Annotated in this window: 11 protein-coding genes and 1 pseudogene; 3 read left to right on the top strand and 9 right to left on the bottom strand. The window is 74.3% G+C overall.

Annotated features, from left to right (window positions below):
• Window positions 1–56: 56 nt before the first annotated feature.
• The 3 genes from EAO72_RS40945 to EAO72_RS40935 all read right to left on the bottom strand — a co-directional run bounded on the left by EAO72_RS40945 (window position 57) and on the right by EAO72_RS40935 (window position 4,249).
• Window positions 57–1,562, bottom strand: coding sequence for an aldehyde dehydrogenase family protein (locus EAO72_RS40945; protein WP_148022466.1), 1,506 nt, complete (start codon window positions 1,560–1,562; stop codon window positions 57–59).
• Window positions 1,559–2,842, bottom strand: a complete 1,284-nt coding sequence (locus EAO72_RS40940; protein WP_222724175.1) for an acyl-CoA dehydrogenase family protein — start codon at window positions 2,840–2,842, stop codon at window positions 1,559–1,561. The genes EAO72_RS40945 and EAO72_RS40940 overlap by 4 nt, the downstream gene beginning before the upstream one ends.
• Before the next feature lie 129 nt (window positions 2,843–2,971).
• The gene (locus EAO72_RS40935; protein WP_148022465.1) at window positions 2,972–4,249 is read right to left on the bottom strand and encodes a flavin reductase; all 1,278 of its coding nucleotides are present in this window, start codon (window positions 4,247–4,249) and stop codon (window positions 2,972–2,974) included.
• 240 nt (window positions 4,250–4,489) lie between these two features.
• Here EAO72_RS40935 and EAO72_RS40930 point away from each other — a divergent pair, with 240 nt between their 5' ends.
• Window positions 4,490–5,275 (top strand): IclR family transcriptional regulator, encoded by a 786-nt coding sequence (locus EAO72_RS40930; protein WP_222724174.1) that lies wholly within the window; start codon window positions 4,490–4,492, stop codon window positions 5,273–5,275.
• Window positions 5,276–5,398: 123 nt separating this feature from the next.
• On the opposite strand, the gene EAO72_RS40925 is transcribed toward EAO72_RS40930, so the two are convergent.
• Together EAO72_RS40925 and EAO72_RS40920 are read right to left on the bottom strand one after the other, a co-directional pair.
• Window positions 5,399–6,091 (bottom strand): hypothetical protein, encoded by a 693-nt coding sequence (locus tag EAO72_RS40925; RefSeq protein WP_148022463.1) that lies wholly within the window; start codon window positions 6,089–6,091, stop codon window positions 5,399–5,401.
• Between the two features lie 71 nt (window positions 6,092–6,162).
• Window positions 6,163–7,104: a hydroxymethylglutaryl-CoA lyase gene (locus tag EAO72_RS40920; RefSeq protein WP_148022462.1), complete on the bottom strand. Its 942-nt coding sequence runs from the start codon at window positions 7,102–7,104 to the stop codon at window positions 6,163–6,165.
• Between the two features lie 64 nt (window positions 7,105–7,168).
• Between EAO72_RS40920 and EAO72_RS40915 the strand changes: the two genes are divergently transcribed.
• Together EAO72_RS40915 and EAO72_RS40910 are read left to right on the top strand one after the other, a co-directional pair.
• Entirely contained in the window at window positions 7,169–8,362 is a 1,194-nt protein-coding gene (locus EAO72_RS40915; RefSeq protein WP_148022461.1) for a CaiB/BaiF CoA transferase family protein, read from the top strand.
• Between the two features lies 1 nt (window position 8,363).
• Window positions 8,364–9,005 carry an isochorismatase family protein gene (locus EAO72_RS40910; protein ID WP_148022460.1) on the top strand — a complete coding sequence of 214 codons (642 nt, stop codon included), beginning with the start codon at window positions 8,364–8,366 and terminating at the stop codon, window positions 9,003–9,005.
• A 193-nt stretch (window positions 9,006–9,198) separates the two neighbouring features.
• Here EAO72_RS40910 and EAO72_RS40905 read toward each other — a convergent pair whose 3' ends face one another.
• The 4 genes and pseudogenes from EAO72_RS40905 to EAO72_RS40890 all read right to left on the bottom strand — a co-directional run.
• Window positions 9,199–9,900: a neocarzinostatin apoprotein domain-containing protein gene (locus EAO72_RS40905; protein WP_148022459.1), complete on the bottom strand. Its 702-nt coding sequence runs from the start codon at window positions 9,898–9,900 to the stop codon at window positions 9,199–9,201.
• Window positions 9,900–10,559 (bottom strand): neocarzinostatin apoprotein domain-containing protein, encoded by a 660-nt coding sequence (locus tag EAO72_RS40900; RefSeq protein ID WP_148022458.1) that lies wholly within the window; start codon window positions 10,557–10,559, stop codon window positions 9,900–9,902. Before EAO72_RS40900 ends, EAO72_RS40905 begins: the two co-directional genes overlap by 1 nt.
• Window positions 10,556–12,433, bottom strand: a complete 1,878-nt coding sequence (locus EAO72_RS40895; protein WP_148022457.1) for a hypothetical protein — start codon at window positions 12,431–12,433, stop codon at window positions 10,556–10,558. The genes EAO72_RS40900 and EAO72_RS40895 overlap by 4 nt, the downstream gene beginning before the upstream one ends.
• A pseudogene (locus EAO72_RS40890) lies at window positions 12,430–12,707 on the bottom strand (hypothetical protein); the annotation flags it as partial. The pseudogene EAO72_RS40890 and the gene EAO72_RS40895, both read right to left, overlap by 4 nt.

Here is a 12,707-nt window from a genome sequence, read left to right as displayed (position 1 = left end):
GTCGGGGGCCGGGCGGCCGGAGCGGGTGCTGGCGGCCGGGCGGCCGGCGGGGGCGCTCATCGGGTGCCTCTGCCCGGTGCGGGCGCCGTGTGCAGCGCGAAGGCGCCTTCGACGCCGGTGACCCGGCTGCCGGTGAAGTGCAGCAGCGTCTCGTCGGTGCCCTCGTCGACCAGGCCCGACAGGCCCCAGGCGGGGCGCGGGGTGTCCATGTGGAGGCTGAGCACCGAGGAGCCGTTGACCTTGACCTCACCCGCCCGGATCCGGGCGGCCACGGCGAGAGCGGCCTCCTCGTCCCGTCCCGTCACGTAGGCCTCAAGGCCGTGGCCGGTGGAGTTCGCCAGGGCGACGGCCTCGTCGGGGGTGTCGTAGGCGTGCACGGTCGCCACCGGTCCGAAGATCTCCTCCCTGGCCTGCTCCTCGCGCACACCGGTGAGCAGCACCGGGGCCAGCCAGTTGCCCCGGCCGGGGACCGGGGTGAAGGTGTGTTCCTTCGCGCCGAGGCGCGTGAGTGCGGCGAGGGAGGCGCGGGCGGAATCCCGGTGCCGGGCGTGTGCGAGCGGCCCGTATCCGGTGGCGGCGTCCAGCGGGTCACCGGTCCGCAGGGCGGCCAGGACCTCGCCGGTGGCCTCGATCAGCTCCGCCTGGCGGGCGGCGGGCACGACCAGGCGTCCCAGGGCGCGGCACCACTGACCGTTGAGGGTGGTGAGCAGTTCGGCGGCGATCCGGGCCGCGGTGGCGGTGTCGGCGTCCTCCATGACCACCAGGGCGTTGTTTCCGCCCAGTTCGAGCTGTGCCGGTTTCAGCGCCCGCCCGCAGACGGCGCCGACTTCGCGGCCGGCCGCGGTGCCGCCGGTGAAGGAGACCGCGCGCACCCGGTCGTCGGCCACCAGCCTGGCGCCGGTCGCGGCGTCACCGTGCAGGAGCTGGAGCAGCGCGGGCGGCGCGCCCGCCGCGGTGAGTCCGGCGGAAGCGGCCTCCACCAGCAACTGTGTTCCGTAGGGGTTGAGTTCGGGCGCCTTCACCAGCACCGGGCAGCCGGCCGCCAGGGCGGAGGCCGCCTTGTGGGCGGCCATCGGGGCCGGCGCGTTGTAGGGGACGACGCACAGGGCGGGGCCGAGTGCCTCCCGCCGCACCGTGACCGGACGCCCGTCGGGCCGGGTGGCCGTGGTGACGAGGACGGAGTCCCGCAGCCGGGCGGCGGCCAGCCGGAAGGCTCCGCCGAGGATGACGCCGAGGACGGCGGTCTGTGTGTGGGGCACCCCGCTGCCGAAGCTCTCGGCCAGGGTGATGGCGGCGGCCCGCGCCTCCACCGCGCCGGCGGCGGCGTCGAGGGCGTCGGCCCGCGCGTCGTCCGGCAGCGCGGCCCAGGCACCGGACCGGTGCACGCGGTCGGCTGCGGCCAGGGCGCTCTCCACCCGGGCGTCGGCGCTGGCGCGCACGGGGTCGATGTCCTCGCCCGTGACCGGGTTCTGCCGGAACAGCCCGCCGGGGAGCGGGCGGCAGCTGCCCGGCCGCCCGTCGACGAGGTCGGCGACCGGCTCGGGAAGGAAGGGCGTGGTCATCGACCGCTCTCCACGGTCGCGAAGAGCGCGGTGGCCCGGTCCTCGGAGGCCATCTTGGCGACCTCAAGTCGTCCGCGCTCCGCGGGGAACGTCATCACCAGCCCCATGGCGAGGTCGCGCAGGGTGCGGCCGATGATCCCGTCGAGGGTGGCGCCGGACGTTCCGCACGCCTTGAGCGCGCCGAGCGCGACGTCGAAGCACGCCTCGGTGACGGATCCCTTGCCGAGCCGCCACTGCCGGAAGACCTCCGGCTTGGGACGCAACGGGGGTTCGGAGGTCTCCAGTTCGAGCTGGCGGCCCAGCCAGAGGTAGGCGGTCTCCAGGCGCTGGGTCATGTCGCCGATGAGCACCTGGTGCATGGGGCTGGCGGCGATGGGGCGCCCGGTGTCGGCGAACGTCTTGGTGGTGAGGCGGTCCAGGGTGTGGTCGTAGACGGCCTGGGCGGCACCCGTGTACACCGCGGCGATGGCGAGCTGGTTGCCGACGAAACTGCCGCGGCTGACCTGGAGCATCCGGGTGAAGGCACCGGGGACGACGAGCGCGTCGTCGTCCGGGACGGTCACCCCGTCCAGACGGATGCCGTGGTTGGCGCTGCCGCGCATGCCGATGCCGTTCCACGGCTCGCGGGACGACACACCGGGCGCCTCGCGCCGGACGAGGAAGAGGGCGAGGCCGTCCGTGCCCTCGACGCCGTCCAGCCGGGCGGTGACGAGGTAGACGTCGGCGACGCCGGTGGCGCAGCCGAAGGACTTCTCGCCGTCGAGCCGCCAGCCGCCCTCGGTGCGGCGGGCGGTGGTGGCGATGGAGATGTTGGCCCCGGAGCTCTTGACGGACTCGCTGGCGAAGTTGCCCATCCACTGTCCGCCGGCCATCGCCTTGAGCACCCGTTCGGCGAAGGCGGTGACCTCGGAGATCTCGCTGTCCTCGAAGAGGCCCGCGCGGATCGCCTCCAGGGGCAGCAGGCCGCGCGAGGCGCTGGTGTTGTGGAAGAAGAAGGCCAGGGCGGTGGACGGGCACGCGGTCCCCATGGCGAAGGTCGCGGCCGCGAGGTCGCGCAGGCCGCCGCCGAGCCCGCCGTACTCCTCGGGCACGACCAGACCCAGCAGGCCGGCCTCCCTCAGCAGGGCGACATGGCCGCGCGGAAACTCACCGGCGGCGTCTGCCCCGGCGGCGGCCTCGCGCAGGGCGGGCAGCACGGACTCGACCCGTCGGGCACGATCCTGTTCCTCGGCGGTCATGACATCGATCAGACGCTGGCCTGTCAGACGTGGTGCTGTCATGCGTCGGCTCCTCGGCGGGAAGGGGTGAGCGGGAGAAGGGGTGCGATGGGACGGTGTGCGGGCCGCGGTGGTGCGGGTACGCCTCGGAGCCCGGCGTCGGGACGGGCCAACCGGCGAAGGCGCCCGCGGTCAGGCGGGGCGGCGGGGCCGGCCACGCCGCACGAGGCGGTTCAGTTCGGTCCGGCACGCGGCGAGGGGCTCCGATTCGACCGGGACCCCGACGCCCATACGGGAACAGAGCAGCAGCAGCCGCTCGGTGTCCAGCGTTCCGTCGCAGCCCCCGAGCGCGGTGTCGAAGTGGCGGACGCCGCTCTTCATCGCGGTGAGCGCGTTCACCAGCCCGAGGCCGTGGTCGTCGCGCAGACACAGCCGCAGCGGGATGACGCCGGCCAGTTGGACGGCGTCCTGGAGCAGCAGCCTCAGATGCAGCGGCGAACTCTGGTCGGGTGAGGCCTCGCCGCCGGTGTCCTCTGCCTCCTCCAGAGCGATCTCGTCACAGCCGGCCGCGCGCAGCGCTGCCACGAGATCCAGCACGCGAGCGGCGCGCGAGGGGTTCAGCGCGTCGGGGATGCGGCCGACGACGGTGGCGGATCCGGCGAGCGCGGACAGCAGGGCGGGCACGCCCGAGAGGGGGAGGCCGGGCGCTCCGGGACGGTCGGCCACGGTGAACTCGACGGCGGTGGCGCCCGAGGCCGCCGCCGCCGCGGCCTCCTCGGGTCCGGGCACCAGGACCGACACCGGCAGGGCGTGGTCCTCGGCGGACCTCGCGCCGGGAGCCCGGCCTGCCGGCAGCCTGACGCGCACCCCCGCCTGCGCGAGCGCGTCGAGCAGGCGGTCGGTGGGCCGGCGGGGAGCGGCGCGCAGCGCGAGCTGTACGGCGGACCCCACGTCGGCGACCGTGACGGCGTCCGGCAGCGGGTCGGCGATCTGTCCCCAGGCGCGGGAGTGGAAGAGGAGCGGCGAGACGAGCCGGGGCACGCGGGCGTCGACCACTTCGCCCACGAAGATGGTGTGGTCGCCGCCCGGATAGGCGTGGCGCACCTTGCAGTCGACCCAGGCGGCGGCGTCGGTGAGGACGGGACTTCCGGTGACCCGGGTCTCCCAGGCGGCGTCCTCGAAGCGGTCCTTGACGCCGGGCTCCATGCCGGCGAAGCGCCGGCCGAGGCCGATGTGGTCACGGCCCAGCACGCTGACCGCGAACACGCCGTGTTCTTCTATGAGTTGGTGGGAGCGGATCCTGCGGTCCATGCACACCAGGACGAGCGGCGGGTCGAGGCTGAGGCTGCAGAAGGAACTGGCGGTCATGCCGTGACGGCCGAGGGCCCCTTCGGTCGTGACGATCGCGACGCCACTGGGCCAGCGTGCCAGCGTCTGCCGGAAAGTGGACTCGTCGACGGCGGCTCGCATGGCGCCTCCCGGCGGTGTGTTCGTTGAGGTGTGGCGTACCGAGCGAATTTCATGTCGTTTCCTCTAGCGGAACGGTGTCACGATGAGCGTAACGACGGGCTTCATTCGGTGTCAATGCCGAACGGTGACAGCTCGACGTTCGTGTTTCCCTTGGGGAAATCGCGGCCCTATGCTGGGCGGCGGTCGGCGAGAGACGCCCGACCGGCCCTCCCAACGGCCCGGCACCGCAGAAGGAAAATCGTGAGCGAGGAGAACAGCAGCAGGTCGATCGCCGCCGTCGAGCGGGCCATGGACGTACTTCTGCTCTTCGGCCGCAGCGGCCGGCCGGACCTCGGTGTCACCGAGATCGCGCAGGAGCTCCACATCACCAAGGCGGTGGTGCACCGCATCCTCACCGCCCTGCGCAACCGCGACCTGGTCCTGGCGGACCCGGTGACACGCCGCTACGCCCTCGGCCCGGCGGCCATCTCACTGGGCCGCGCCTACCTGGCCCGGACCGACCTCCGCACCATGGCGGCGCCCGAGCTGAGGCGGCTGGCAGCACAGTGCGGCGAGACGGCGACGCTCTCCATCCGGCGCGGCGACACCCGTCTCTACGTCGACCAGGTCGTGCCGCAGCAGGAGTTGCGCATCGAGGTCGCCATCGGCATCCCCTACCCGCTGCACGCGGGAAGCTCCTCCAAGGTGGTGCTGGCCTTCATGCCGGAGCACGAGATCGAGGAGTACCTGAGCCGGCACGAGCTGGAGCCGTTCACCGACCGGACCGTCACCGACCCGGCGAAGCTCCGCAAGGAGCTGACCGTCATCCGCCGCCGCGGTTACGCCACATCGACGGGCGAGCGCGAGGGCGGGTCGGTCTCGGCCGCGGCGCCGGTGCTCGGACATGACGGACACGTGGTGGCCGCGTTGAGCGTGGCGGGGCCCCAGACGCGGTTCAAGCCCCGCATGGCCGAATGCGTCCCGCTCCTGGTGGCCGCCGCGGAACGGATCTCCGCCGAGTTCGGCCACCGCCCCGGCACCGGCTGAGCACCCGGCCGGCCCCGGAACGGGCCGGCCGGACTTCCGTTTCCCCGGACTCTCCCCCGGGCGGTCACAGGGACACGCCCGGCTTGAACACGCCCAGCACGCCCCGGACTCTCCCCCGGGCGGTCACAGGGACGCGCCCGGCTTGAACACGCCCAGCGCCGCCGCCACGAGCACGGAGCCCCAGATTCCCGCGACGTACGGCACACAGCCGTTGACCGCGCGGCGCAGAACGTCCTCCGTGCCGGGTGTGGAGCCGTCCCGGGCCAGCGCGACGAAGGCCGCGCCGAAGGGACGCAGGGTGAGCCGGATCCCGAGCCCGCAGGCGATCGCCGTCGCGTAGAGCATCACCTTGGCACCCAGCCAGTGCGGGCTGGTGGTGACACCGAACGGCTCGGCGGCGAAGAGCGTGTACCCACCCACCCCGAGCAGGACCGCCGTCAGCCCGATGCGCAGCGTCCAGTCGGCCCGGCGCACCAGCGGAAACCGGCCGGGGTGATGGTGGTCGACCACGGTCAGCCAGAGCCAGCAGGCGGCGCCCAGCCAGGCAGCGGCGGCGGTCCACGCGTTCAGCAGGGTGGCGCCGTGCGGGTCGAGCGCCATCAGCGTCACCCCGCTGGGCAGGAAGAGGACCAGGCAGATCTTCGGTCCCATGTCGAGCACACCCATGATGCGCAGGGCTGTCGAGCGGGCCTCGAAGCTCAGCTCGCGCGCGAGTACATAGCGGCTGGAGACATAGACACCGAGATCTCCGCCGAGCCAGAAGACGAACAGCACGATATGCAGCAGGACCCACCAGCCGTGCGGATGCGCTCCCATGACGGTGCCTCAACTTCTGTGTGATGTGGGTGGATCGATGGCGGACACAGCGCTTCGGGGGGCGTCACGACTCACCCGGCCGCCGCGGCGGCGCCGGGCGGGAAGCCGCCGGCGCGGCCGAGCAGCGCGGGTACCGGAGCGCCGAGGCGGTCGCCGAGACCGCGGCCGATGTCCGCGGCGGCCTCCAGGTCGATGCCGGTCCTCACCCGCATCCGTTCCATCAGGTACACGAGGTCCTCGGTGGCGATGTTGCCGGTGGCGGCGGGGGCGAACGGGCAGCCGCCGATGCCGCCGAGCGACGCGTCCAGCCAGCTCACGCCCGCGTGCAGCGCGGCCACGGCGTTGGCGTAGCCGGTGTTCCGGGTGTTGTGGAAGTGACAGCGCAGTCCAACGCCGGGGGCCGCCTCGGCCACCCCGTGCAGCAGCCGGGTCACGGCGTCCGGGGCCGCGACGCCGATGGTGTCGGCGAGGACCACCTCCACCGCGCCGGTCAGTGCGCCGCGCCTGGCCAGTTCCACCACATGGTCCTCGGGCGTCTCGCCCTCGAACGGGCAGCCGAAGGACGCGGCGATGGTGAGCGAGGGGGCGACGCCGGCCGCGTGGGCGCGGGCGGCAATGGCTTCCCAGGCGGTGAAGGCGTCTTCCGTACCCACCCCCTGGTTGCGGCGGCAGAAGGTGTCGCTCGCCACCACGACGCAGTTGACCTCGTCCACGCCGCTGTCCAGGGCGCGTTCCAGTCCGCGCAGGTTGAGCACCAGGCCGGAGTAGCTCACGCCCTCGGTACGGGGCACGAGCGCCATCACCTCCTCGGCTCCGGCCATCTGCGGCACCCGGCCGGGGTGGACGAACGCCACCGCCTCCACGCGCCGCGCGCCCGCGGCGACGGCTCGGGCGATCAGCGCGGCCCGCTCGGCGGGCGTCAGGATCTCGGACTCGTTCTGCAGCCCGTCACGGGGGGCGACTTCGACGATGCCGACGGCGGACGGGGCCGCTTCGGCTGCTCTGCTTTCCATGTCCCTCATTCTGCCTGCCCGGTTCCTCTGGCGGAACAGCGTTTCCCAAATCTACACTCGGCCCATGACTGGACCCCTCTCCGATATCCGCGTGGTGGAGACCGGCACGCTGCTGGCCGGCCCCTTCTGCGGTCAGTTGCTCGGCGACCACGGAGCCGAAATCGTCAAACTCGAAGACCCGGGCAAGGGTGACCCGATGCGCCAGTGGGGGCGCGAACGCCCTTACGGCACCTCCCTGTGGTGGCCGGTGGTCGCCCGTAACAAGAAGTCCGTCACCTGCAACCTCCGCCATGCCGAAGGCCAGCGCCTGGCAAGGGAGTTGATCGCCACGGCCGATGTGCTCGTGGAGAACTTCCGCCCCGGCACCCTGGAGCGCTGGGGGATGGACTACGCGACGCTCTCCGCCCTCAACCCCCGCCTGATCCTGGTCCGCGTCACCGGATACGGCCAGACCGGCCCGTACGCCCCCCGGGCGGGCTTCGGCTCCATCGGCGAGGCGATGGGCGGCATCCGGCACATCACCGGGGAGCCCGACCGGCCGCCGTCCCGCACCGGGGTCTCCCTCGGCGACGCACTGGCCGGCACGATGGCGGCCTACGGGGCGACGATGGCCCTGCACGCCCGGGAGCGCACCGGCCGCGGCCAGGTCGTCGACTCCGCGCTGTACGAGGCGGTGCTCGCGTACATGGAGTCGCTGATCCCGGAATGGGAGATCGGCGGCTACCGGCGTGAGCGCACCGGCGCCGTTCTGCCCAACGTGGCCCCCAGCAACGTCTACCCGACGGCCGACGGCGCCGACATCCTGATCGCCGCCAACCAGGACACCGTGTTCTCCCGGCTCACCGAGGTGATGGAGCGCCAGGACCTGGCGGCGGACGAGCGGTACGCCACCCACAGCTCCCGTGGTGCGCACCAGGAGGAGCTGGACGCGGTGATCGCGCAGTGGACCGGCCGCCAGAAGGCCGAGACGCTGCTCGCCGCGCTGCACGGGGCGGGCGTCCCGGCCGGGCGCACGTACACCGCCGAGGACATGCTGACCGACCCGCACTTCGCCGCGCGCGAGGCCATCGTCCGGATGCCACACCCCGACTTCGGGGAGATCCCCATGCAGAACGTGGTGCCGCGACTGTCCGACACACCGGGCAAGGTCCGCTGGGCGGGCCCCGAACTGGGCGCGCACAACGAGGAGATCTGGGGCGGCGTGCTCGGTCTGGACGCGGCGGAGCGCGCCCGGCTGGCCGCGGACGGAGTGATCTGAGGTGGCCGGCCGGCTCGACGAGGACTACGCGGCGGCCGGCTTCGGGTCCCGCGTGGGCTGGGGCGAGCGCCCGGCGCTCCTGCTCGTCGACGCGGTCCGCGCGTACGCCGAGCCGGAGTCGCGGCTGTGGCTGGAGACCGCCGACGCGGCACTGACCGCCATGGGCGCCCTGGCGTCGGCGGCCCGCGCGGCCGGGGCTCCGGTGGTCTTCACCGCCGTCCACTACGACGGTGACCCGGCGCTGGACGCGCCGCACTTCCATCGCAAGGTGCCGGGACTGGACGCCTTCCGGGCGGGCAGTCCGTACGCGGGCTTCACCCCCGCCTGCCGGCCCGAGGAGGGCGACCTGGTGGTGCGCAAGCACTACCCGAGCGCCTTCTTCGGCACCGGTCTGGACCGGATGCTCGCCGATCGCGGCGTCGACACCGTGGTCGTCGGCGGCTTCTCCACCAGCGGGTGCGTGCGGGCCAGCACACTGGACGCGCTCCAGTACGGCTTCCGGCCGCAGGTGGTGCGGGAGGCCTCGGCCGACCGGGACCCGGAACCGCACGAGGCCAATCTCTTCGATCTGGACTCCAAGTACGCGGATGTGATCGCCCTGGACGACGCCCTCGCCCGGTTCGCGGGGCACGCCCCGGACTGACGGTCCGTGCCGGCTCGTACGTCCGCCCCCATGACGCCGGACATGTCATGGGGGCGGACGTGCGGGCCGGGTCTTCCGTCCGGATCAGCCCGGATCAGGGACCGGACCCCGCGAACGCGGCGCGAGCCGCGCGAGAGGCCCAGCGGTCCCGGCAGGGCCGACCTCTACGACGCCTGACGACAGACGCGAGGGATCAGTCGCGCCGGCGGYGCGGCATGAGCAGCAGGGCGGATCCGCCGCAGAGCACCAGGGTCCCGGCGGCCAGCAGGCCGACCGGGATGCCGTCGATGCTCCCGGTGTGGGCCAGACTGTCGCCGCCCCCGGCCGCACCGCCGGCCGACGTGTCCGCGGAACCCCCGCCGGAGGCGGCGGACCCTCCACCGGAACCCCCGTCGGAGCCGGTCGAGGACGCGGTGGCGGAGGGGCTCGGGCTCGTCGACGGAGTGCCGCCACCGGCCGTCACCGTGAGCGGCACCTGGACCATTTCCTTGGTCGCGGTGATGAAGACGGCGATCACGCAGGCGCCCGGCGCCTGGGTACAACTCACGCCGCCCGCCTTCGCCTTGATGGTGATCTTGACGCTGGTCGCGTTGTCGGAGGAGGCGTGCCAGACACCGGATCCGTCGGTCTTGCCGATGTAGGCGGAGTCGGCCGACGTCTCGCAGTCGGTCGGTCCCGCCGGGGTCGGCTTGCACAGGCCGAGCGGCGCGAAGCCCTGGCTCGCGCTCAGGCCCTTCGCGGACACGGTGACGGTGTCACCGACGGCGAGTCCGGTGGTCTTGCTGACGGTGAGCACGCCCGCGGCGGAAGCCGTCGGGGCGCTGAGGACGGCGGTGGCGAACGCCACCGCGCCGGCACAGGCCAGTGCTGTGGACCGGCGGAGCACGGTGCGCATCAGGTGGTACCTCCAGAACGGGAGAGAGGAGAGGACTTCGGGCGGAGCGGGAAGCGCGAGAGGCCGGCGCAGAACACGACCACGGACAGGCAGGCCGTCCACAGCCCCGTCGACGGACCGTCCCAGCCGGACCCGGAGCCGCCTGTTCCGGCGGCGGCCGTCCGTGCGTGCCCGACTCCGGACGGCTCGCCGGTCACGGTGCCTCCCTTCAGCCCGATCGGGATGTCGACGGTGTTGGGCGGGCGCAGCGAGGCAGGGGTGCCGGCGGGCAGCGGGGAGACGCCGACGACGCACGGGGTGGTACGGCAGTCGGCGCCGGCGACCGTACGGTGCACGGTGAGCGTGACCTTCGGCAGCCTCCCGTGCGCGTCGATGTTCACCAGGGCCGCGCCTCCGGTGAGGTCGCAGTCCTTGTTGTCGCGGTAGCCCTTCTTGCACAGGCCCACCGCGACGGAGGTGAGCCCCGGACGGAATCCCTCGCCGGTGACGGTGATGTGGCCGCCCTCGACGAGTCCGGTGGCCTTCGACACCGTGACGGTGGCGCCCGCGTCCGCGGCGCCCGCCACGGCTGCCGGACCGAACAGGGCGATCAGCAGCGGGCCGCAGGCAGCCGCCGCCATGGCGGCGCGGCGGACACGCGACCGGGCGGAGTGGATCATGCCGGGTTCCTTTCGTGTGAGGCCGTTCCACCGGCCGCGGCGGGCCCGGATCGCGGCGCGTCGGTGGCGGCGGGACGGCGGCGGGACCGGACGGCGCGGGCGGGACGGCGCTCCGTGAGGTCGATCGGCCGGCCGCCGAGCAGCGTCGCGGCGCTGCCGGATGTGGCCACCAGCACCACGGTTCCCTGGCCGGCTATGCGCCGTACGAGGCCGGCCAGTTGGGGGTCGTCGGCCAGGGACGCGGCCGTCGGCGCGGTGAGGTCGAGCAGCAGCAGCCGGGGGCGGGCCAGGAGGGTCTGGGCCAGGCCCAGCACACCGCGCTCGGCGGGTTCGAGCCCTGCCGGGGCGTCGTCGAGGCGATCGTCCAGCGCTGGGAAGGCGGCGCGTGCGCTCCGCGTCAGCTCCTCGGCCCGCGCCGGACCGTGCCGCTCGGCAGCGGCGCGCAGCGCCTCGCCGACCGTACGGTCCGAGGCGAGCTGCGGCAGCACGCCGGCGCCGGTGGCGTTCACCGGATCGACGGCCGCCGACAGGCCGAGCAGCCAGCGCGAGCGCGGGTCCATCCGCCGTACGTCCTGGCCGTGCAGGCGGACGCGGCCGGCGGCCGGCCGGTCCAGACCCGCCAGGGCCCGCAGCAGGGCGGCCGCCCGCCGGCCCGACCTCTCGTCGCGCAGCACCAGGACGTCGCCCGGCGCGGCGGACAGGCGCAGCCGCCGGATCTCCGTGTGGCCGCCTCTCCGTACGGTCAAATCGTGCACCCGCAACAGGGGTTCGGCCGCGGCCGCTTGGGTCGCGGGCTCCCCGGCGGTCCGGGTCAGCAGGACGGTTCCCACCAGGGGCGGCAGGGCGCACAGGACGAGCGCGTCACCGGCGTCCAGGGCGCCGCGCAGGCCGGACAGTGCGCCGATTCCGGCCAACGCGCCCAGCAGGACCCAGCCGGCGTCCGCGTCGAAGCGACGGCCGGTGAACGCCCGGTCCAGCAGCCGGCCGGCGAGCGCCACGCAGCAGAGGAGGGCCGCGAAGGAGACGGCCAACCGGTGCGGGCCCGCCGCCGTCGCCAGGGCGAGCAGGGCCGCACCGGCACCTGCCAGGAGCGTCGCGGCTGCCCGGCGGGCGTCGGCGGCGGACACGCCGTCGGAAGGGAGCCGGTACAGCAGGAACAGCAGCCCTGCTCCGGCGGCTGCCGCGGCGACGTACGTGGCCTGTTGGGCACCGAGCAGTTCGAAGCGGAAGGTCAGGAAGTCCTGCGTGGCCAGGGCGCCCGCCCCAGCGGCGAAGCCGGCGGCGGCATACGCGGAGCGCGCGGTGCCGCAGCCCTTGGCCGGCAGGCTCTGCGCGGCTTCCGGGACCGGCTCCGGCACGGCTCGGGACAGGGCCACGGGTGCCAGCACCAGCACGCCGGCCGCGGCGCACAGCAGCAGGGCGCTCTCCGGCCGGTCGGGAAGCAGCCACACGGCCGCGCCGCTCGCGGCGAAGCCGGCCAGCGCCGCCGGGTACCAGGCCCCGTGGGTGCGCAGGCGGAAGGCGGCGGCGCCGAGGGGCGCGGCCGGCAGGACCGCCCCGCAGAACACGGCGACGTGCGGGACGGCGCCCGCCAGGACCGCGAGCAGACAGGCCGCCAGCGCACAGCGGGCGGCGCCGCGCGGGTGACCGCCGAAGCGGATGACGAGTCGCCGGGTCAGCGGCGGCCCGGCCAGCGCCAGGAGGGCGCCGGTGAGCAGGACGTAGCGGACGGCGGCGCCGGGCATGCCGAGGACGCCACCCATCTGCTGGGCGCCGAGCACGAGGGCCCCGGTCACCAGACCGGTGGCGGCTCCCGCCGCGGCGGCGTGTGCGGCGGCGGCCGGAGGCCGGTGCATGAGGAGGAGCCGTTTCATGTCCGCCTCCCGGCCTCGGTGGCCACCGGCGCGGTGCCCTGCGGGGCAGGGGGCGGGGCCGGGGCCAACAGGGCTTCCAGGATGTCCAGTCGTACGGGATCGATGAGGGCGGGCCGGCCGGCCAGGCGGCGCAGCAGCCCTTCCAGGCCGAGGGGCTCGGCCGGGCCCGCCGGGTCGTCGGGCCGAGCGGGTGTCGCGGGCAGCAGGGCGAGCATCGAGTGGAGTCCTTCGGCTGTGACCGGGACCGCCGCCGGGGCCGGGAACGTGGCGGGGG

The organism is Streptomyces sp. OR43, assembly GCF_008042275.1.
GTDB lineage: Bacteria > Actinomycetota > Actinomycetes > Streptomycetales > Streptomycetaceae > Streptomyces.
Note: the sequence above shows the minus strand (reverse complement) of the source record. Positions and strands in the feature narration are given on the sequence as shown.

What these genes read in the sequence shown, in the direction of transcription:
- EAO72_RS40915 (WP_148022461.1), top strand. Translation starts at nt 7,169, where the DNA reads ATGACTGGACCCCTCTCCGATATCCGCGTGGTGGAGACCGGCACGCTG.
- EAO72_RS40920 (WP_148022462.1), bottom strand. Translation starts at nt 7,104, where the DNA reads ATGGAAAGCAGAGCAGCCGAAGCGGCCCCGTCCGCCGTCGGCATCGTC.
- EAO72_RS40895 (WP_148022457.1), bottom strand. Translation starts at nt 12,433, where the DNA reads ATGAAACGGCTCCTCCTCATGCACCGGCCTCCGGCCGCCGCCGCACAC.
- EAO72_RS40935 (WP_148022465.1), bottom strand. Translation starts at nt 4,249, where the DNA reads ATGCGAGCCGCCGTCGACGAGTCCACTTTCCGGCAGACGCTGGCACGC.
- EAO72_RS40900 (WP_148022458.1), bottom strand. Translation starts at nt 10,559, where the DNA reads ATGATCCACTCCGCCCGGTCGCGTGTCCGCCGCGCCGCCATGGCGGCG.
- EAO72_RS40940 (WP_222724175.1), bottom strand. Translation starts at nt 2,842, where the DNA reads ATGACAGCACCACGTCTGACAGGCCAGCGTCTGATCGATGTCATGACC.
- EAO72_RS40925 (WP_148022463.1), bottom strand. Translation starts at nt 6,091, where the DNA reads ATGGGAGCGCATCCGCACGGCTGGTGGGTCCTGCTGCATATCGTGCTG.
- EAO72_RS40945 (WP_148022466.1), bottom strand. Translation starts at nt 1,562, where the DNA reads ATGACCACGCCCTTCCTTCCCGAGCCGGTCGCCGACCTCGTCGACGGG.